We start from the raw sequence: 20512 nt of genomic DNA, 5'->3' as shown, positions 1-20512 counted from the left end.
AGTGAAGTCTTGTTTTGCCTGGGCTGGCCTCTTCGCGGGTGAACCCGCTCCCACAGGGACCGCACAGTTATTGGGGCTTGTGCAGGACTTTGTGGGAGCGGGTTTACCCGCGAATGGGCCGGGACAGGCGACAGATACAACAAGGGCGCCTTGCGGCGCCCTTGTGGCTCAACTTATTCCCACTCGATAGTGGCCGGCGGCTTGCTCGACACGTCGTAGGTAACGCGCGAGATGCCTTCGATTTCGTTGATGATACGGCCGCTGACGGTTTCCAGCAGCTCGTATGGCAGGTGTGCCCAACGCGCGGTCATGAAGTCCACGGTCTCGACGGCACGCAGGGCAACGACCCAAGCGTAGCGACGGCCGTCGCCAACGACGCCAACCGACTTGACCGGCTGGAACACCACGAACGCCTGGCTGGTCTTGTGGTACCAGTCGGCCTTGCGCAGTTCTTCGATGAAGATGTGGTCGGCGCGACGCAGGATGTCGGCGTATTCCTTCTTCACTTCACCGAGGATACGCACGCCCAGGCCCGGGCCCGGGAACGGGTGGCGGTAGACCATGTCGTACGGCAGGCCCAGTTCCAGGCCGATCTTGCGCACTTCGTCCTTGAACAGTTCACGCAGCGGCTCGACCAGCTTGAGGTTCATTTCCTCCGGCAGGCCACCGACGTTGTGGTGCGACTTGATCACGTGAGCCTTGCCGCTCTTGGCGCCAGCCGACTCGATCACGTCCGGGTAGATGGTGCCCTGGGCGAGGAACTGGATGTTATCCAGCTTGCTGGCTTCGGCGTCGAAGATGTCGATGAAGGTGCGGCCGATGATCTTGCGCTTCTTCTCCGGGTCGGCTTCGCCTTCCAGGTTGTCGAGGAACTGCTTTTCAGCGTCGGCGCGGATCACCTTGACGCCCATGTTCTCTTTGAACATGGCCATCACCTGGTCGCCTTCATGCAGGCGCAGCAGGCCGTTGTCGACGAAGACGCAGGTCAGCTGGTCGCCGATGGCGCGGTGCAGCAGCGCGGCAACCACCGAGCTGTCCACGCCGCCAGACAGGCCCAGCAGGACGTTGGCCGTACCGACTTGCGCACGCACCTGGGCGATGGCGTCTTCAACGATGTTGGAGGCGGTCCACAGGGCTTCACAGCCGCAGATGTCCTGCACGAAACGGGACAGGATGCGACCGCCCTGCTTGGTGTGGGTCACTTCAGGGTGGAACTGCACGCCATAGTAGCCGCGAGTATCGTCGAACATGCCGGCGATCGGGCAGCTCGGGGTGCTGGCCAGTACATGGAAGTTGCCCGGCATCTGGGTGACCTTGTCACCGTGGCTCATCCACACATCCAGGCCCAGCACGCCGTCGGCGTCAACGTGGTCTTCGATGCCGTCGAGCAGGCGGCTCTTGCCGACCACGTCCACGCGGGCATAACCGAACTCACGCAGCTCGGAACCTTCGACCTTGCCGCCCATCTGTTCGGCCATGGTCTGCATGCCGTAGCAGATGCCCAGCACCGGTACGTTCAGATCAAACACGGCCTGCGGGGCGCGCGGGCTGTTGGCTTCGTGGACCGACTCGGGGCCGCCAGCGAGGATGATGCCGCGCGGGTTGAATTCGCGGATCGCTTCATCGTCCATGTCGAACGGGTGCAGTTCGCAGTACACGCCGATTTCGCGCACGCGGCGGGCAATCAGCTGGGTGTACTGGGAACCGAAATCGAGGATCAGGATGCGGTGAGCGTGAATGTCGAGGGCCATGACTCAATCTCGTCAGTGGAAATCGGAAACGACGCGGGGCTGTCGTGACAGCCCCGCATCCTTATATTGCTGGAAGCCTCAGCCTACGCGGTAGTTAGGGGCTTCTTTGGTGATTTGCACATCATGCACGTGGGACTCGGCCATGCCGGCACCGGTGATGCGTACAAATTCCGGCTTGGTGCGCATCTCTTCGATGGTTGCGCTGCCGGTGTAGCCCATGGACGAACGCAGGCCGCCCATCAGCTGGTGGATGATCGCGGCCAGGGCGCCCTTGTAAGGCACGCGGCCTTCGATCCCCTCAGGAACAAGCTTCTCGGCGCCGGCCGAGGAGTCCTGGAAGTAACGGTCGGACGAGCCTTGCGCCTGTGCCATGGCACCCAGCGAGCCCATGCCGCGGTAGGCCTTGTAGGAACGGCCCTGGAACAGTTCGACTTCACCCGGGGCCTCTTCGGTACCGGCGAACATCGAACCCATCATCACGCAGGAAGCACCGGCAACGATGGCCTTGGACAGGTCACCGGAGAAGCGGATACCGCCGTCGGCGATCAGTGGCACGCCAGTGCCTTCCAGTGCGGCGGCGACGTTGGCGATGGCGCTGATTTGCGGCACGCCGACACCGGCAACGATACGGGTGGTGCAGATGGAGCCCGGGCCGATACCGACCTTGACGGCGTCAGCGCCAGCTTCGGCCAAAGCCTTGGCTGCGGCGCCGGTGGCGATGTTGCCGCCGATCACCTGCACTTGCGGGTAGGTTTCTTTAACCCAGCGAACGCGGTCGATCACGCCTTTGGAGTGACCGTGGGCAGTGTCGACAACCACCACGTCAACGCCAGCGGCAACCAGGGCGGCAACGCGCTCGCCGGTGTCCTTGCCGGTGCCGACCGCAGCGCCAACGCGCAGGCGACCTTGGTCGTCCTTGCTGGCCAGCGGGTAGGCCTTGGCTTTTTCGATGTCCTTGACGGTCATCATGCCCTTGAGGTTGAACTTGTCGTCGACGATCAGGACTTTTTCCAGGCGGTGCTTGTGCAGCAGCTCGCGGACTTCGTTCTTGTCGGCGCCTTCGCGGACGGTGACCAGACGCTCTTTGGGGGTCATTACGTCGCGGACCTTGGCGTCCAGGCGGGTTTCGAAGCGTACGTCACGGGAGGTGACGATACCGACCAGGTCGCCGTTCGCCAGCACCGGAACACCAGAGATGTTGTTCAGGCGGGTCAGGTCGAACAGGTCACGTACGGTGGCGTCGGCTTCGATGGTGATCGGGTCCTTGACCACGCCAGCCTCGAACTTCTTGACCTTGCGCACTTCGCCGGCCTGCTGTTCGATGGTCATGTTCTTGTGGATGATGCCGATGCCGCCTTCCTGGGCCATGGCAATGGCCAGACGTGCTTCGGTCACGGTATCCATGGCGGCGGAAACCAGCGGAATGTTCAGCTCGATGCCACGGGTCAAACGGGTCTTGAGACTGACTTCATTGGGCAGTACCTCAGAGTAGCCAGGTACAAGGAGGATATCGTCGAAGGTCAGGGCTTCTTGGCTGATACGCAGCATCGCGGGGGCTCCCGGGCGGGAAAAATGGAAGCGCGCCATTATACTCATGCAGGGCGCGCCGCTCAATGCAAAATAAGGGCCTTCGGTCAGCCTTGTGGCACTTTTACCTGCACCACGGCCACCGGCTGATCGAGCCAGTCGGCAAAGCTGTCGAGAAAGGCCTGGGTGAACCCGGCCTCGCCCCAGTTGTTGAAGATGTACCCCAGGTTGGAAAAGGCACATGGCTGCAGATAAATGAAGCCATTGATGTCATCTTCAAAGCCGCACAGCGGGCAGGTGAAGTTGTCGGTCACCGCCGGCGTCCACTCTTCCAGGCTTTCGAACAGCGGCTCGCCCACCTCGCGCCGGCACTCCGGGCAACCGGCTTCTTCGAGAAAACCTTCGGTGGGGGTATAGATGCAGCGCTTGAGCACCACCTCCATGCCGTTTACCTGCTGGTCGAAGGGCAGTTTTTCCGGATGGAGGGCCACCTTGCGCGCCCCTGCAGCCAGGGCATGGCCCATACGGTTGCCGGTGCGGCCACAGGTAGTCAGCTGTTCTTCGACGACCTTTTCGCGCACCAGCCAGCGCAGGATGGCGCGAGCGCGGGCTTCATGCGCCGGGACAGTGGACAGCTTGGGAACGATGATGCTCTGGGTGTTCATGAACGGGACAAGCCTGAAAAACGCCGGTAATGGCGCAATTCTACCGCTCAGGCGCTCAGGTAGCGACCGATCAACGCCAGGCCGCTGGCCAGCACCAGCCAGGTGACCAGGCGAACAAAGGCTTCACGCGACAGCCGGTTGGTCAGCCGGCGCCCTACCCAGAGGCCGACGAACATGACTGGCAGCAAGCAGGCGGCGAGCAGCAGCAGGCTTTGGTCGGCATACACACCGGCGATCAGGAACAGCGTCAGGCGTACGACCGTGCTGCAACTGATCAGCGCGCTCTGGGTGGCGCGTACCTGCTCCTTCACTTCCAGCCGTGCGCTAAGGTAAAGGGCATAAAGAAACCCGCCGCTGCCGAACAGCGCGCCGAACAACCCGCCAGCCGTACCCATCGGCACCGCCCACAAGCCCGACAGGCTGGCGGGCCGCACTTTCACTGCCAGCCCGTAGAACGCATAGGCGGTCACGAACACCCCCATCAACAGCAGCAAAAGGTCGGACTTCAGTTGCAGCAGGAACACCACGCCCAACGTGCAGCCCAGGGCCATGAACGGCAACAGCCGCAGCAACTCGCTGCGCACCACATCCCGGCGCGACGGCAGCAGGTTGCCGAACGCGGCAACAAAGTCCAGCAACACCAGCAGCGGGATGATGCGTGACAACGGCATGAAATGTATCAGTACCGGCCCGGCCACCAGCGCGGTACCGAAACCGGCAATACCAAAGACGATGTAGGCAACACCGACACCTAGCAGGATGGGTAACCAGTCAAGGCCGGAAAACGACAGTTGGGCAAGCATGGCAGCAATTCCTGGGAAGACAGCCCAAGGTTAGCCAGCGATGAGCCATGCCGACTAATATGCCTTTATCGCTAAAGCCATCTCGAAAAGGCATGACATGACGTCGATCCGCCAGTTGCGTTATTTCGTGGAAATCGCCGAGTGCGGCAGTTTCAGCGCTGCCGCCGAACGGCTGTACATCGCCCAGTCGGCGCTTAGTCGGCAGATCAAGGAGCTGGAGCAGCAACTGGGCACGCCGCTGTTCGAGCGCACCGCGCGCCTGCCACGCCTGACGCTGGCCGGCCAGGCCTTTCTGGAACGGGCACGCCGCTTGCTGGCCGACCTGGCGCAAGCTGAGCGCGTAACGCGCGACATTGGGGAGGGGTTGCAGGGCAGCCTGCGCCTGAATCATTCCAGTACTGTGCCGCTGACCGGCGTACTGCTGGCTCGCCTGGGCAACTACCTGAAAGACAACCCGGGGGTTTCGCTGGAGATCGCCCAGCAGTCTTCGGAGGCACAACTGGAAGATATTGCTGCCGGGCGGCTGGATATCGGCATGCTGCGCTTGCCGGTGCTGCGCCAGCATGAAGGTGTGGTGCTGCATGACCTGTTCAGCGAGCCCTTGTTGCTGGCGGTTGCTGCCGGGCACCCCCTCACTAGCGCGCCACGGGTGAAACTGGAGCAGTTGAGGGAAGAACGCTTTATTTCCATCCCGCACCGGGACCGTGGCGGGCTGAGTTACCTGTCGGCTTCGCTGTGCATGGAAGCAGGCTTTTTCCCGCAAGCTGCGCAGGTGCTGTCGCGCAAGACCACGCAGTTGCAGCTGATTCAGGCGGGGTTCGGGGTAGCGCTGTTGCCGCAGTGCATGCGCGAGATTGCGCCGGCGTCAGTCAGCTTCGTGGCGCTGGAAGGTGATTGCCAGAGCACAGTGGCGCTGGCCTGTCGCCGTGATGCGGGGCAGTTGGCCAGGCAATTCGTAACAGCCATGCAGGACTGAGACTTGTGGAAGCAACCGCATCACCCGGTAGGAGCAGCCTTGTGCTGCGAAGAGGCCATTGCAGCCGAAGATGATCATTAGCCCTACCGGCCGCTTCGCAGCACAAGGCTGCTCCTACAGGGACCGCGACAAGCCTGATGACAGGGCCGGGACAGACAACCGGGGCCGATGTCCTTTATGATGCCTGCCATGATCAAAGACCCCTTCGAACGACTCGGCCTGGACCGTGAGGTCCTCACCGTCAGCCAACTCAACGGCCGCGCCCGCGTGCTGCTGGAAGACGTGTTCCGCAGCGTCTGGGTGGAAGGCGAGATCTCCAACCTTGCCCGCCCGGCATCCGGCCACATGTACTTCACCCTCAAGGACAGCGGCGCCCAGGTGCGTTGCGCGCTGTTCCGGCAAAACGCCACGCGGGTGCGCCAGGCCCTGCGCGACGGCCTGGCGGTGCGGGTACGCGGCAAGGTTTCGCTGTTCGAAGGGCGTGGCGACTACCAGCTGATTCTCGACACCGTCGAGCCAGCCGGTGACGGCGCATTGCGCCTGGCCTTCGAGGCGCTGAAGGAAAAGCTCAGTGCCGAGGGGCTGTTCAGCGCTGAACGCAAAAAGCCCCTACCGGCCCATCCTCAACGGATCGGCATCATCAGCTCGCCTACCGGCGCTGTGATCCGCGACATCATCAGCGTGTTTGGCCGCCGTGCCCCACAGGTGGAACTGAACCTGGTCCCTACGGCGGTTCAGGGGCGCGAAGCCATCGCGCAGATCGTGCGCGCCATTCGCCTGGCCGACAGCCTTGGTTTCGATGCGCTGATCCTGGCCCGGGGTGGTGGTTCGCTGGAAGACCTGTGGTGCTTCAACGAAGAAGCCGTGGCGCGTGCCGTGGCTGCCTGCGTCACCCCGATTGTCAGCGCCGTGGGCCATGAAACCGACGTGTCGATCAGCGACTTCGTCGCCGACGTACGCGCCCCAACGCCGTCTGCCGCTGCCGAGTTACTGGCCCCCGACAACAGTGGCTTGCAGCAACGCCTGGACGGCCTGCAACGGCGCCTGTTGCTGCGCATGCAGAACCGTCTGACCCATGACCGCCTGCGCCTGGAGTCACTGACCCGGCGCCTGCGTCACCCGGGCGAGCGCCTGCGTCAGCAAGCCCAGCGCCTGGACGACCTGGACATGCGCCTGCGCCGCGCCTTCATGCTCAGCCTCAACCAGCGCCGCGAGCGCCTGGCCCGCATGGACACCCGCCTGGCCGCGCAGCACCCGGGACGCAACCTGAAACTGCTGAGCCAACGCCTCGACAGCCTGGCCGAGCGCCTGCCACGTGCCATGCGCGATGTGTTGAAAGACCGTCGCCAACGCTTCCAGGCCCAGCTGCAAACCCTGCAAGTTGTCAGCCCGCTGGCCACCCTCGCCCGCGGCTACAGCATCCTGCTGGACGACCAGGGCCAGGCCATTCGCAGCGCCGAACAGACCCGCAACGGCCAGCGCCTCACCGCCCGCCTGAACGAAGGCGAACTGCAGGTGCGGGTCGAAGACAACCACCTGACCCCGGTCACTCTTTCACTACTGGACTGACACATGCCCCGCCTGCTCGCGCCCCTGCTCGCCCTCTCCCTCCTGCTGCTGGCTAGCGGCGCCCAGGCCAGCTTTATCACTCGCACACTGAACAAGCCGGTGCCGGGTGGCGTGGCGGTGGTTGACCTGGGCCCCGCCACCAGCGCGCCCAGCGCCCGTTTCGACGGCAAGCCGGTGCTGGTGGTGAAGGAGCAGGACAACTGGCTGGCCATCGTCGGCATCCCCCTGACCCAGAAGCCGGGTACTGCCGTGCTGAACCAGGGCGGCCGCACCCTGCCCTTCAGCGTCGGGAGCAAGAAGTACCCCGAACAGCGCATCACCCTGAAGAACACGCGCCAGGTGAACCCGAATCCGGCCGACCTCAAACGCATCGACCGCGAGCTGGCCGAGCAGATCAAGGCCTACCGCAGCTTCAGCCCTACCCTGCCGAGCAACCTGATCCTCGACAAGCCGGTCAACGGCCCGTTGTCGAGCAAATTCGGCGTGCGCCGCTTCTTCAACGGTGAAGAGCGCAACCCGCATGCCGGGCTGGACTTCGCGGTGCCGGCGGGCACACCGATCAAGACACCGGCCAATGGCAAGGTGATTCTGGTGGGGGACTACTTCTTCAATGGCCGCACGGTGTTCGTCGACCATGGGCAGGGCTTTATCAGCATGTTCTGCCACATGTCGAAGATTGATGTGCAGGTGGGGCAATCACTGCGCCGTGGCGAAGTGGTCGGGCGCGTGGGTTCGACCGGGCGGGCAACCGGGCCGCACATGCACTGGAACATCAGCCTGAATGATGCGCGGGTGGACCCGGCGATCTTTATTGGTGCGTTTCAACCCTGAGACCTGTGCTGCCTGTGCTGGCCTCTTCGCGGGTAAACCCGCTCCCACAGGTACGACGCAGCTTTCAAATGCGGCGCGATCCCTGTGGGAGTGGGTTTACCCGCTAACAGGCCAGCACTGTCAGTACCCATACCACTGGGTTGCGCCATCGAAATATACCGCGCAAAAATAAAGAAACACTCAGCCAATTACAGCCATAAAATCTCGCTCATCAACTTTTTTTAAGCATTCCTCTCAATTTTTCCTGAACACTTGCCATCCTTCACCTCTCTGGTTAGGGTTGAAGGCATGAAAACCTTCAGCACCCTCATCCTGCTCCGACAACATCGCAGCCTCTGCCTGGTCAGCGCCCGACTACCAGGCTGAATCGCGTCGCCTCGCCTCTTCATCTCGTTATTGCTCGGCAGGCCCGATCTCGGCCGCACACAAAAGGATTGCTTCCATGTCCATGCTCAAAGACCCTTCGAAGAAATACCGCGCCTTCCCGACCATCGACCTGCCTGACCGTACCTGGCCGTCGAAGACCATCACCGCCGCGCCGATCTGGTGCAGCTCCGACTTGCGTGATGGCAACCAGTCGCTGATCGAGCCGATGGATTCGGAGAAGAAACTGCGCTTCTGGAAGACCTTGGTGCAGGTGGGCGTGAAGGAAATCGAAGCGTCGTTCCCGTCTGCCTCGCAGACCGATTTCGACTTCGTGCGTACCTTGATCGAAGACGGCCACATCCCGGACGACACCACCATCCAGGTGTTGACCCAGGCCCGTGAAGACCTGATCGCACGCACCTTCGAATCGCTGCGCGGCGCGAAGAAGGCCATCGTCCACCTGTACAACGCCACCAGCCCGTCGTTCCGCCGCATTGTCTTCAACCAGGACAAGCAAGGCGTGAAGGACATCGCGGTGAACGCGGCCAAACTGTTCGTCAAGTACGCTGCCCAGCAGCCGGAAACCCAGTGGACCTTCCAGTACTCGCCAGAAACCTTCAGCGCGACTGAAATGGAGTTCGCCAAGGAAGTCTGCGACGCAGTCATCGAGGTGTGGAACCCGACGCCTGAGCACAAGATCATCCTCAACCTGCCGGCCACCGTGGAAGTGTCCACGCCAAACATCTACGCCGACCAGATCGAGTGGTTCTGCCGCAACGTCAGCCGCCGCGACAGCGTGATCATCAGCCTGCATTGCCACAACGACCGTGGCACTGGCATCGCCGCCACCGAGCTGGGCCTGATGGCCGGTGCCGACCGCGCCGAAGGCTGCCTGTTCGGCAACGGAGAGCGGACCGGCAACGTCGACCTGGTGACCTTGGCACTGAACCTCTACACCCAGGGCATCGACCCGTTGCTGGACTTCTCCGACATCGACGGCGTGCGCAAAGTGGTCGAAGAGTGCAACCAGCTGCCGGTGCACCCACGCCACCCGTACGTGGGCGACCTGGTCCACACCGCGTTCTCCGGCTCGCACCAGGATGCCATCCGCAAGGGCTTCGCCAAGCAGCAGGAAGGCGAACTGTGGGAAGTGCCGTACCTGCCGATCGACCCGGCCGACATCGGCCGCAGCTACGAGGCGGTGATCCGCGTCAACAGCCAGTCGGGCAAAGGTGGCATCACCTACCTGCTCGAGCAGGAATACGGCATCAGCCTGCCGCGCCGCATGCAGATCGAGTTCAGCCAGGTGGTGCAGGGTGAAACCGACCGCCTGGGCCTGGAAATGACCGCCCAGCAGATCTACAGCCTGCTGCACAAGGAATACCTGCAGGCCAACGCGCCGTACGCACTGGTCAGCCACCGCCTGCAGGAAGAAAACGGCCACAGCGCCGTGGAAGTGGAAGTTGCTGGTGAAGGCGAAACCACCCTGCACTGGCGCGGCAAGGGCAACGGTGCCCTGGAAGCCCTGGTAGCCGGTCTGCCGATTGCGGTGGAGATCATGGACTATAACGAGCACGCCATTGGCGCGGGCACCAACGCCAGAGCGGCGGCTTACATTGAACTGCGCGTGGCCGGTGGCCGCCCGGTGCATGGCGTGGGCATCGATGAAAACATCACCACGGCCAGCTTCAAAGCACTGTTCAGTGCGTTGAACCGCTCGCTGAGCCAGCAGGATGCCAAGGCAGCCTGAGCCAAAAACTGCAATAAAAAATCCCGCATCTTCTGATGCGGGATTTTTTTTGGCCGATGCCGCCCCTTCGGGCGAGTAACACTCAGTAGTGCGAACCAGGCTTATGGTATGCGTTTGTATGGAAGAGCCAGTGGCCGCTATTATCCGCAGCGTTGTAATTTTCCATCAGCACAGCTTTCTGGATTTCATGCCAACCCAGCGGCGATATCGAGGAATCGGCCGCGACCGGTACGACGGTGTCGGTTGCTATGGAGGTGAGGAAGCACAAGTCTTCCCGCCCGCTTCCATCCGTGGCAACTTGGGAATACTGGAACATCGAGTGAAGATGGCCTGCCGATGTAGCCTTGTGCGCAAACACCATGTGCACTTGATAGAAGTTATACACTCCCGGCCCTTGTATTTCATAGGACTCGGTACGCTTGTTCGATCCATGAACACCTTCGGTATAACTATTAGAAAGCTTCACCCCTCCAGCGCCTAGCAGCACGAATCCATTGCCTACAGAGATCTCGGCCTCTGTCGTTTGGGTAACAGACGTGCTGAAACCTTCGGTGACTTCAAGTGCGTGAGTGTACTTGGTCGCGCTCGGTATACGTACCGTCTGCACATGTTCAAGGTAGGCAAATACCGGTACGCTGTAGGTCCCCCAGTTCTGATTCCAGATATGCAGGTCCCCATAGATAGTCCGGCCTCGTACCCAGCAACCGGGATTAAGCACCTGCCCGGATTCGCCCAGCAAATAGTTATCAATTTCGTAACTACCGTGCTTCTCCGGCATATAACTAATCTGCTCGATCATTGTTTTATCGATCATACTTCTATACCCCTGGCATTGACGTTTGGCTGAGGCCGTCAACTGTAGGAGCAACAGTGTTTGCAGCGAAGCATGAAGCGGTTCCGGGTCAGCACCCGCGTTAAACAAAAAAAAGGGGCGCCGACCAAGCGCCCCACAAGCCGTAAAGCACACAACAGATTCAGTGGGTGTCCAGCAGCGCCATCGCCTCAGCACTGCAGGCTTCAATCCGCGCCCAATCGCCGTTCTTGATCCAGCTGCTGTCTAACATCCAGGTCCCGCCCACGCACATTACATTGGGCAAGGCCATGTAGTTACGCACGTTGGCCGGGTTAACGCCGCCGGTTGGGCAAAAGCGAATATCGCCGAACGGGCCGCCAAAGGCCTTTATTGCCGCCACACCGCCGCTGATTTCCGCCGGGAACAACTTGAAGCGGCGGTAGCCCAAGGCATAGCCCATCATGATTTCGGAAGGCGTGCTGATGCCTGGCAGCAGCGGGATTTCACTGTCCACGCCCGCTTCGAGAATGTCCTGGGTAATGCCCGGGGTGACGACGAACTGCGCACCGGCAGCTTCGACAGCGGCGAACATGCTGCGATCAAGCACGGTACCGGCCCCTACACACAACTCTGGGCGTTGCTCGCGCAATACCTGAATGGCTTTTAGCCCATGCTGCGAACGCAGGGTCACTTCCAGGGTGCGGATGCCGCCGGCGGCCAGGGCATCGGCCAGCGGCAGGATGTCTTCCTCACTGGCGATGGTGATCACCGGGAGGATGCGCGCCTTTTCGCAGATGGCGTCGATCCTGGCGGCTTTGGCGGCCATCGAGAGCTTTGGCTGTGGGCGTTCGAGGGTGGTCATGACAGTGGATCCTTGGCTCATGGGCACCAGTAGATGTCCAGGGGGTCGTGAAGAAAAGCGCGAATCGGCATTTCAGTAAGGTCGTTGCCAGCCAGCGCGGCGCGCAGGGTAGCGAGTTTGCCCGGCCCTTGCACGGACAGCGCGACGAAGGCGGCGCTGGCCAGCAGCGAGCGGGTCATCGACAGGCGCTGGTGCGGCACGCTCGGCGCCAGCAACGGCAGGCAGCGACGCGGGCTGGCCAGGTCCAGGCCTGCCTCCAGGTTAGGGCTGGCGGGGAACAGCGAGGCGGTATGGCCATCGTCCCCCATGCCCAGCACCAGTACATCGATTGGCGGCAGTGCGAGCAGAGCCTGGTCGGCCTTGCCAGCAGCGGCATCGAGGTTTTCTGCCTGCTGGTACAGGCCGACAAAGCGGGCCTTGGCCGCCGCACCCTTGAGCAGGTGGCGGGCCAACAGGCCTGCGTTGCTGTCAGCGTGCTCTACCGGCACCCAGCGCTCATCGGCCAGGCTGACGGTGACCTTGGCCCAGTCCAGGTGTTCACTGGCCAGCTTCTCGAGGAATGGCACCGGGCTACGGCCACCAGACAGCACCACGCAGGCCTGGCCCTTGGCAGCAATCGCTGCTCGAAGGCGCTCGGCCACATCATGGGCCAGCGTTGCAGCCAGCACCTTGGCGTCCGCCAGGTCGTGAACCTTCACGGCTGCCGGCAATTTCAGTTCAGATATCCCCATACCACGCCCTCCCATCGCGTGTGATCAATGCAATCGAACTCATCGGCCCCCAGGAGCCCGCCGCGTAAGGCTTGGGCGCATCGCCCGCATTACGCCAGCCGGCGATCAACTGGTCGCACCACTTCCAGGCATATTCAATTTCGTCCTTGCGCACGAACAGGTTCTGGTTGCCACGCATCACTTCGAGCAACAGGCGCTCGTAGGCATCCGGAATCCGCGTGCTGCGCCAGGCGTCAGAAAAATTGAGCTGCAACGGGCCGCTGCGCAGTTGCATGCCTTTGTCCAGGCCCTGCTCCTTGGTCATCACCCGTAATGAAATGCCTTCGTCCGGTTGCAGGCGAATGATCAGCTTGTTACCGATTTGCAAACGCTGTTCCGGGGCGAAGATGTAGTGCGGCGTTTCCTTGAAGTGGATGACGATCTGCGACAGCTTCTGCGGCATGCGCTTGCCGGTGCGCAGATAGAACGGCACGCCCGACCAGCGCCAGTTGCGGATATCGGCACGCAGGGCGACGAAGGTTTCGGTGTCGCTGCGGGCGTTGGCGTTGTCCTCTTCCAGGTAACCCGGCACCGGCTTGCCCTCGCTGTAGCCGGCAATGTACTGACCGCGCACCACTTGGGTGCTCAGACCCTCGCCCGTGATCGGTGCCAGGGCTTTGAGCACCTTCACCTTCTCGTCACGAATGGCATCGGCGGACAGCTCGCTGGGCGGGTCCATGGCGATCAGGCACAGCAACTGCAGCAGGTGGTTCTGGATCATGTCGCGCAGTTGGCCGGCCTTGTCGAAGTAGCCCCAGCGGCCTTCGATACCGACCTTTTCGGCAACGGTGATCTCCACGTGGGAGATGGAATTTTGGTTCCACTGGGTTTCGAACAGGCTATTGGCGAACCGCAGGGCAATCAGGTTCTGCACCGTCTCCTTGCCCAGATAGTGGTCGATACGGTACACCCTGTTTTCCGGGAAGAACCGCGCCACGGCATCGTTGACCCGTCGCGACGACTCCAGGTCGTGGCCGATGGGCTTTTCCAGCACCACCCGGGTACGCGGGGCCAGCCCGGCGTTGTCGAGGTTTTCGCAGATGGCCCCGTACACCGCTGCCGCCGTGGCGAAGTAGGCGATCAGCGGCAGGTCCCCCGGCAACTGCTCGGCCAGGGCCTGGTAACCCTCAGGTTGCAGGAAGTCCAGGTGCTGGTAGCTCAACCGGGCCAGGAAGCGGCCCAATGCAGCAGGCTCGATATCGGCCTCGGGCACATGCCGGCGCAGGTGGGCTTCGATGCTGTTCAGGTGCTCCTGCGCGCTGCCTGCCTCGCGGGCAAGCGCCAGCAGGCGGGTGTCCGGGTGCAGCAGGTTGGCCCGGTCGAGCTGGTAGAGCGCAGGAAACAGCTTGCGCAACGCCAGGTCGCCAAGGGCGCCAAACAGGGCAAACGTGCAAGGATCGACACTGATCGCAGCCATGATGTAGGTTCTTTCCTAAAGTTGGTCTAGGAATACCGCTTTCGAATACGGTTTTCAAGGGATAATGTAGTAAAAACCACAACATTACACACAAGTATTACAGACAAGTGGTGCGCCACCCGCACCGACAGTACGATAGACGACCGTGCAAAAAGCCTGCTGCTTCGTCAGCCGGCTGTCTTCCCGACCCAAGGACACACCCATGGACCGCGTGCGAAACCTCCTGGAGCAGATCCAGGGACGCCTCGACGAGCTGAACAAGGCCGAACGCAAAGTCGCCGAAGTCATCCTGCTCAACCCGCAACAAGCCACCCGCTTCAGCATTGCTGCGCTGGCCCAGGCGGCCAAGGTCAGCGAACCGACCGTCAACCGCTTCTGCCGCTCGTTTGGCGTCAGCGGCTACCCCGAACTCAAGCTGCAACTGGCACAGAGCCTGGCCAGCGGCGCCGCCTACGTCAGCCGCGCGGTAGAGGCCGACGATGACCCGGCAGCCTACACCCAGAAGATCTTCGCCAGTGCCATCGCCTCGCTCGACGGCGCTTGCCAGCAATTGGACCCGCAGCAGGTCAGCCGCGCCGTGGACATGATGATCCAGGCCCGGCAGATCCACTTCTTCGGCCTGGGCGCCTCGGCCCCGGTGGCCCTGGACGCCCAGCACAAGTTCTTCCGCTTCAACCTGGCGGTGTCGGCCCACGCCGATGTACTGATGCAGCGCATGCTGGCCTCGGTGGCCCACACCGGCGACCTGTTTGTGATTATTTCCTACACCGGGCGCACCCGCGAACTGGTCGAAGTGGCCCGCCTGGCCCGTGAAAACGGCGCCTCGGTGCTGGGCCTGACCGCCGCCGGCTCGCCGCTGGCCAATGCCTGCAGCCTGAGCCTGCACATTCCGCTGCCGGAAGACACCGACATCTACATGCCGATGACCTCGCGGATAATCCAGCTGACCGTGCTCGATGTGCTGGCCACTGGTATGACCCTGCGCCGCGGCGTCGACTTCCAGCCGCACCTGCGCAAGATCAAGGAAAGCCTGAACGCCAGCCGCTACCCGATCGAGGACGACGAACTCAACTGAGCCGGTGCGCCTGCAGCCGCAGGTGGGCACGCTGCCCCGGCGCCAGGCTCAGGCCCTCGCCACTGCCGCTGGCAGCCTCAACGCAGACAAAGCGCTGGCTTTCCCGCCCAGTCACGCCCATCAACGGTCGGTTGCCCGGGTGCCAGACCACGGTGTCGTCGCTGTCACCCGTATCAATGCACAGCTCACGCTGCCAGGCCGGGTCCTGCAACTGCACCCGCGGCGTGCCCGGGTAGACCTTCTGGCAGCCACCCTTGAGCTTCAGCGCGCCCTCTTCACGGCAGGCCTGGCGGTTGAGACGGTCGTAACCTTCGATATCCTCCAGCCCGGACAGCGCTATCTCGGACACGTCGCTGATACGCCAGTACGCCAGCAGCGCATGGCTCAGCTGGCAGGGTTCGCTGTCCTGGTGCTCGGTGCTCAGGCTCAGTTCCATACGGCTGCCCAGCCTTGCGTGCAGGTCGACCTGCCAGTCGCACAGGTCCAGGCGCCACTTCAAGGTCACGCCCTCCTCGTCTTCGCGGCTGTCCACCAGCTTCCAGTCCAGCAGGCGCGCCCAGCCGTGGGCGGGCCACAGGTCCTCGCTGGGGTGGCGGCCATACCACGGCCAGCACACCGGCACGCCGCCACGGATCGCCCCCACCTGCGGCCACTGCTCGGCGCACCACAGCCAAGGCCGTTCACCTGCCGGCTGAAAGTGCAGCAGCTGCGCGCCCTGGCGGCTGAATACAGCCTGGCAACGGGGGTGATCGATGATCAGCACATCGCGCTGCTGGTAACGCTCCCACTCGAATGTCGGCCTTGGCCGCTGCGAGGAAAAGAAGCGATGGAGCGGATGTTCGGGCATGGTTCAGAGCTCTTGTTGTTTGAGATAGCGCTGTCTCGGCCTATCCCCGACAACCACTGCAGGCCAGTGGGTGCCGGGAACCGAAAAGGGATTGGCGTAAATTTACAACAAATGCCCTCAGAATGACGACTGAATCTTCAGGCCTGCGACCAGCGCGTTGTCCACTTCGTCCACCCCGCCCGGGCTCTTGATGTACTGCAGGTTGGGCCGCACGGTCAGCCAGTTGGTGACGTGGAAGCCGTAGTAGAGCTCGGCGTTGTACTCGGTGCGTTGCAGCGGCACGAAGCCTGGGTTGTCGTAATCGCTGATACCACTCTGGGCGTTGAGCAGTTGGGCGCGCTTCTTCACGTCGTCATTCACATGAATACGTGCCACACCGAAGCCGATGTCATCCTTGGGCCGGGCGTCGAAGGCGCCTTTGTAGACCAGCCCCACCTGCTGGTAGTTGTCGACCACGTTGGTGGCCTTGTCGTGCACGGTGAAGTTGGCGAACAGGCTGAGGCCGCGGTTGACGTCGCCACCATGAGCCGTGACCTGTTGCTGCGCCACTACCCACCAGCCATGCTTGCTGGAGTGCGACTTGAAGGCCCCGCCAGTCAGCGCCTGCGGGTTGCCGTTGACGTCGTCGAACACATCGTCGGCCTTGGCCGTGCTGTAGTAGTAACCCAGGCGGTACTCACCCGGCAGGCCGTTGACCTTGGGCGACCACACCGCCTCCACCGGCAGGATTGCACCCTTGGTGCCGCTACCGCTGAGCTTGAAGCCGTTGCCGGTTTCCAGGTTGGAGGGGTTCTGCTCGAAGGCGCCGACCTGCACGAAGAATTCCGGAGTGATGTTGTATTTCACCCGCAGCGCCCACTGGCTGACCGGCCAGTTGTACCAGATGCCGCCCACCCAGTTGCCCACTTGCGAGCCGCAGAAGGCCAGGTTCTGGAAGTCGCACGGGAAGCTGTTGAAATCCTCGCCCTCGCCGAAGCGGCCAAATTTCACGTCCAGGGCGCCGTCGAAATACTTCTGCTTGACCCACATCTGGGTCAGGCGCCAGGTCTGGCCTCGGCCCCACACTTCCTGCACCGAGCTGAACTGCCCGGCGCGCGGGTCGCTGATGCGGTCGTTGGACAGGTTGCGGCCGCTGCGCTCGGTGATCGCCAGCTTGAACTCGGCATCGTGCCAACCAAAGATCTTCTGCAGGTCCAGGTGTGCACCAAGGGCAAACTGGTCGCTGTAGCGTGCGGTCTTGTCGTCGTTGTAGCCACCGTGCAGGTTGCCGGCCACCTCGCCGACGTAGTCGAGGGTGAAGTCGTAACCCTTCTCCAGCAACTCGGTACGGGTGCCGCCCCAATCGCCGGTCATCCACTTCGATTCACTGGAAAAAGCCTCGGCAGCCTGCGCGCCGCTGCTGCCGACAACGGCGAGCAAAGCCAGCGAGCCCAATGTCCTGATACGTTTGCGCTGTTCCATCCCTTTGCGTCCTCTTTTTTCTTATTGATGGTGTAGACGAGTCAACGGCCTTTGAAGTGAGCCACGTTGTCCTTTACCGCAGCACCAGTGCTGGCCAGGCGCAGGCGCGCGCCCGTGCTGGCATCGAACAACAGCACCCGAGCCGGGTCCAATTGCAGGTCAAGGGTGTCACCAACCCGGCACGCCACATCCGGCGCCAGGCGGCAGCACACCTTGGTCTGGTTGAGCGTGACGAACACCAGCAGGTCCGGCCCGGTGGGTTCGGTGACCTGCACCTCGGCGCGGATGCCCGGCAGGCCGTTGCCCTCGCCGCTGCCCAGGGCGATCTGCTCGGGGCGGATGCCAAGGATGAGGTCGCGGCCTTCAAGCTCGCCATCGGCCACCCCCAAGGGCAGCTCGCAGCGCGCCTGGCCGCTGTCAAGCACGGCTAGCAGGCGCCCCTGCTGTTGCGTGAGGCGCAGCGGAATGAAGTTCATCGGCGGCGAACCGACGAAGCTGGCGACAAACTGGTTGGCCGGGTCGTTGTAGATCTGCTGCGGGGTGCCGAACTGCTGGATGATGCCGTCCTTCATCACCGCCACCTTGTCACCCAGGGTCATGGCCTCGATCTGGTCATGGGTGACGTACACGGTGGTGGTCTTCAGGCGCTGGTGCATCAGTTTCATTTCGGTGCGCATCTCGACCCGCAGCTTGGCATCGAGGTTGGACAGCGGCTCATCGAACAGGTAGATCTTCGGCCGCCGCGCCAGCGCCCGACCCATGGCTACCCGTTGCTGCTGGCCACCGGACAGCTGTGCCGGCTTGCGCGCCAGCAGGTGCTCGATCTGCAGCAGCTTGGCGACCCGCGTCACTTCTTCATCGATGGCCGCCTGCGGCATCTTGCGGATCTTCAGGCCAAATTCGATGTTCTCGCGCACGCTCATGGTCGGGTACAGCGCGTAGGACTGGAACACCATGGCGATGTCACGGTCCTTGGGGCTCATGCCGCTGACGTCCTGCTCGTCGATGAGGATCGCCCCGCCGCTGATCTGCTCCAGGCCGGCGATGCAGTTCATCAAGGTCGATTTGCCACAGCCAGAGGGGCCGACCAGGATCAGGAACTCGCCATCCTTGATCGACAGCTGGATGTCCTTGAGGGTGTCCGGCAGGCCGCTGCCGTAGGTCTTGTTCACATTGCGAAGTTCGAGCGTTGCCATGACTTACCCCTTTACAGCGCCGGCCGTCAGCCCGCGCACGAAATATTTGCCTGCCACCACGTAAACCAGCAGGGTTGGCAGCCCAGCGATCATCGCTGCCGCCATGTCGACGTTGTATTCCTTGGCCCCGGTGCTGGTGTTGACCAGGTTGTTCAAGGCCACGGTGATCGGTTGCGAATCACCGCTGGAAAACACCACGCCGAACAGGAAGTCGTTCCAGATCTGGGTGAACTGCCAGATCAGGCAGACCATGATGATCGGCGTGGACATCGGCAGGATGATGCGCCGGAAGATGGTGAAGAACCCGGCACCGTCCAGGCGCGCTGCCTTCACCAGCGCATCAGGGATGCTCACGTAGAAGTTGCGGAAGAACAGCGTGGTGAAGGCCAGGCCATAGACCACGTGCACCAGCACCAGGCCGCCGGTGGTGCTGGCCAGGCCCAGCTTGCCGAGGGTGAACGAGGCCGGCAGCAGCACGGTCTGGAATGGCAGGAAGCAGCCGAACAGCAGCAGGCCGAAGAACAGCTGCGAACCACGGAAGCGCCACATCGACAGCACATAGCCGTTCAGCGCGCCAATGGTGGTGGAGATCAGCACCGCTGGCACGGTGATCATGATCGAGTTCCAGAAGTAACCGCTGACCGTGCCCCAGGCCTTGACCCAGCCAATGCCGGTAATCACCGCCGGCCAGCTCAGCAGGTTGCCGGTGCTGATGTCTTCAGGGGTCTTGAAGCTGGTCAGCAGCATCACCACCAGCGGCACCAGGTACAGCAGCACAGCGCTCAGCAGCACCGCGTGGATGGCGATACGGCTCAGGCTGAGCGTGGGTTTTTCGACAGGGCTATGCATGGCGTTTGCTCCGCAGCTCCGAGTACAGGTACGGCACGAGGATCGCCAGGATCGCCCCGAGCATGAGGATGGCGCTGGCCGAGCCCATGCCCATCTGGCCGCGGCTGAAGGTGAACGAGTACATGAACATTGCCGGCAGGTCGGACGAGTAGCCCGGGCCGCCGGCAGTCATCGCCGCCACCAGGTCGAAGCTTTTGATGGCAATGTGCGAGAGGATCATCAGTGCACTGAAAAACACCGGGCGCAGGCTGGGCAGCACCACGGTCCAGTAGATGCGCGGCAGGCTGGCGCCATCCATCTGCGCCGCACGGATGATCGACGGGTCGACCCCGCGCAGGCCGGCGAGGAACATTGCCATGATGAAGCCCGAGGCTTGCCACACGGCGGCGATCACCAGGCAATACACCACCCGGTCGGGGTCGATCAGCCAGTCCAGGCGAAAGCCCTCCCAGCCCCAGTCGCGCAACAGTTTGTCCAGGCCCATGCCGGGGTTGAGCAGCCACTTCCAGGCGGTGCCGGTGACGATCATCGACAGCGCCATGGGGTACAGGTAAATGGTGCGGATGAAGCCCTCACGGCGAATGCGCTGGTCCAGCAGCACCGCCAGCAGTACGCCGATGGCCAGGCTGATGGCGATGAACAGGCCACCGAACAGCAGCAGGTTCTTGCTTGCCACCCACCAGCGGTCGTTGTCGAACAGCCGCGCGTATTGCGCAAGGCCCGCCCATTTGTAGGTAGGCAGGAAGGTCGAGGTGGTGAAGGACAGCACGAAGGTCCAGAGGATGTAGCCGTAGAAGCCCACCAGAACGATGAACATGCTGGGGGCCAGCACCAGCTTGGGCAGCCAGCGCTGAAGCGCGTCCAAGGGTGAGGCCCGCAGTTGGGCGGTAGTTGTGGTCATGGGTCACCTCAAAGGTACCGCACTCCCCTGTAGGAGCGGCCTTGTGTCGCGATGGGCTGCGCAGCAGCCCCAAAGGACCCAAGGTCAACACCTACCTGGAAGA

At 62.6% G+C, this 20512-nt stretch carries 18 protein-coding genes; 5 read left to right on the top strand and 13 right to left on the bottom strand.

From position 1 onward, the window contains the following. Nucleotides 1–173: 173 nt before the first annotated feature. From guaA to ABI582_RS17315, 4 genes are all read right to left on the bottom strand, one after another. Entirely contained in the window at nucleotides 174–1751 is a 1578-nt protein-coding gene (gene guaA, locus ABI582_RS17330) for a glutamine-hydrolyzing GMP synthase (RefSeq protein ID WP_442119802.1), read from the bottom strand. A 78-nt stretch (nucleotides 1752–1829) separates the two neighbouring features. Continuing rightward, complete coding sequence (gene guaB, locus ABI582_RS17325) at nucleotides 1830–3299, bottom strand: IMP dehydrogenase (RefSeq protein WP_012270723.1); 1470 nt, start codon at nucleotides 3297–3299, stop codon at nucleotides 1830–1832. An 86-nt stretch (nucleotides 3300–3385) separates the two neighbouring features. Next, the gene (locus ABI582_RS17320) at nucleotides 3386–3943 is read right to left on the bottom strand and encodes a sugar ABC transporter ATPase (RefSeq protein WP_442119801.1); all 558 of its coding nucleotides are present in this window, start codon (nucleotides 3941–3943) and stop codon (nucleotides 3386–3388) included. Nucleotides 3944–3990: 47 nt separating this feature from the next. Then, complete coding sequence (locus ABI582_RS17315) at nucleotides 3991–4746, bottom strand: sulfite exporter TauE/SafE family protein (protein ID WP_338746230.1); 756 nt, start codon at nucleotides 4744–4746, stop codon at nucleotides 3991–3993. A gap of 97 nt (nucleotides 4747–4843) precedes the next feature. Here ABI582_RS17315 and ABI582_RS17310 point away from each other — a divergent pair, with 97 nt between their 5' ends. The 4 genes from ABI582_RS17310 to leuA all read left to right on the top strand — a co-directional run bounded on the left by ABI582_RS17310 (nucleotide 4844) and on the right by leuA (nucleotide 10238). Next, nucleotides 4844–5722, top strand: a complete 879-nt coding sequence (locus ABI582_RS17310) for a LysR substrate-binding domain-containing protein (protein WP_442119800.1) — start codon at nucleotides 4844–4846, stop codon at nucleotides 5720–5722. A 189-nt stretch (nucleotides 5723–5911) separates the two neighbouring features. Further along, entirely contained in the window at nucleotides 5912–7291 is a 1380-nt protein-coding gene (gene xseA / locus ABI582_RS17305) for an exodeoxyribonuclease VII large subunit (RefSeq protein ID WP_258655447.1), read from the top strand. A gap of 3 nt (nucleotides 7292–7294) precedes the next feature. After that, nucleotides 7295–8122 (top strand): peptidoglycan DD-metalloendopeptidase family protein, encoded by an 828-nt coding sequence (locus ABI582_RS17300; RefSeq protein WP_442119799.1) that lies wholly within the window; start codon nucleotides 7295–7297, stop codon nucleotides 8120–8122. Nucleotides 8123–8564: 442 nt separating this feature from the next. Beyond that, complete coding sequence (leuA, locus tag ABI582_RS17295; RefSeq protein WP_442119798.1) at nucleotides 8565–10238, top strand: 2-isopropylmalate synthase; 1674 nt, start codon at nucleotides 8565–8567, stop codon at nucleotides 10236–10238. An 82-nt stretch (nucleotides 10239–10320) separates the two neighbouring features. Here the strand turns inward: leuA and ABI582_RS17290 are convergent, their stop codons facing one another. The 4 genes from ABI582_RS17290 to zwf form a co-directional block, all read right to left on the bottom strand. After that, entirely contained in the window at nucleotides 10321–11052 is a 732-nt protein-coding gene (locus tag ABI582_RS17290; protein ID WP_338746225.1) for a monalysin family beta-barrel pore-forming toxin, read from the bottom strand. 160 nt (nucleotides 11053–11212) lie between these two features. Further along, the gene (locus tag ABI582_RS17285; protein WP_338746224.1) at nucleotides 11213–11893 is read right to left on the bottom strand and encodes a bifunctional 4-hydroxy-2-oxoglutarate aldolase/2-dehydro-3-deoxy-phosphogluconate aldolase; all 681 of its coding nucleotides are present in this window, start codon (nucleotides 11891–11893) and stop codon (nucleotides 11213–11215) included. Between the two features lie 17 nt (nucleotides 11894–11910). Beyond that, complete coding sequence (pgl, locus tag ABI582_RS17280) at nucleotides 11911–12624, bottom strand: 6-phosphogluconolactonase (protein WP_442119797.1); 714 nt, start codon at nucleotides 12622–12624, stop codon at nucleotides 11911–11913. Next, entirely contained in the window at nucleotides 12611–14080 is a 1470-nt protein-coding gene (gene zwf, locus ABI582_RS17275; RefSeq protein ID WP_442119796.1) for a glucose-6-phosphate dehydrogenase, read from the bottom strand. Before zwf ends, pgl begins: the two co-directional genes overlap by 14 nt. A gap of 211 nt (nucleotides 14081–14291) precedes the next feature. Between zwf and hexR the strand changes: the two genes are divergently transcribed. Beyond that, on the top strand, nucleotides 14292–15155 hold the full coding sequence (gene hexR / locus ABI582_RS17270; protein WP_169725179.1) for a DNA-binding transcriptional regulator HexR: 864 nt from the start codon (nucleotides 14292–14294) through the stop codon (nucleotides 15153–15155). On the opposite strand, the gene ABI582_RS17265 is transcribed toward hexR, so the two are convergent. The 5 genes from ABI582_RS17265 to ABI582_RS17245 all read right to left on the bottom strand — a co-directional run bounded on the left by ABI582_RS17265 (nucleotide 15148) and on the right by ABI582_RS17245 (nucleotide 20409). Continuing rightward, complete coding sequence (locus ABI582_RS17265; RefSeq protein WP_043196831.1) at nucleotides 15148–16002, bottom strand: D-hexose-6-phosphate mutarotase; 855 nt, start codon at nucleotides 16000–16002, stop codon at nucleotides 15148–15150. The genes hexR and ABI582_RS17265 overlap by 8 nt on opposite strands. A gap of 117 nt (nucleotides 16003–16119) precedes the next feature. Beyond that, nucleotides 16120–17463: a carbohydrate porin gene (locus ABI582_RS17260; protein ID WP_442119795.1), complete on the bottom strand. Its 1344-nt coding sequence runs from the start codon at nucleotides 17461–17463 to the stop codon at nucleotides 16120–16122. Between the two features lie 41 nt (nucleotides 17464–17504). Further along, nucleotides 17505–18659 carry an ABC transporter ATP-binding protein gene (locus ABI582_RS17255; RefSeq protein ID WP_442119794.1) on the bottom strand — a complete coding sequence of 385 codons (1155 nt, stop codon included), beginning with the start codon at nucleotides 18657–18659 and terminating at the stop codon, nucleotides 17505–17507. 3 nt (nucleotides 18660–18662) lie between these two features. Beyond that, nucleotides 18663–19508, bottom strand: a complete 846-nt coding sequence (locus tag ABI582_RS17250) for a carbohydrate ABC transporter permease (RefSeq protein ID WP_442119793.1) — start codon at nucleotides 19506–19508, stop codon at nucleotides 18663–18665. Continuing rightward, the gene (locus tag ABI582_RS17245) at nucleotides 19501–20409 is read right to left on the bottom strand and encodes a carbohydrate ABC transporter permease (protein ID WP_003255050.1); all 909 of its coding nucleotides are present in this window, start codon (nucleotides 20407–20409) and stop codon (nucleotides 19501–19503) included. The genes ABI582_RS17250 and ABI582_RS17245 overlap by 8 nt, the downstream gene beginning before the upstream one ends. Nucleotides 20410–20512 lie beyond the last annotated feature (103 nt).

Source organism: Pseudomonas sp. SAS7 (assembly GCF_052112345.1).
GTDB classification, from domain to species: domain Bacteria; phylum Pseudomonadota; class Gammaproteobacteria; order Pseudomonadales; family Pseudomonadaceae; genus Aquipseudomonas; species Aquipseudomonas putida_Q.
Note: the sequence above shows the minus strand (reverse complement) of the source record. Positions and strands in the feature narration are given on the sequence as shown.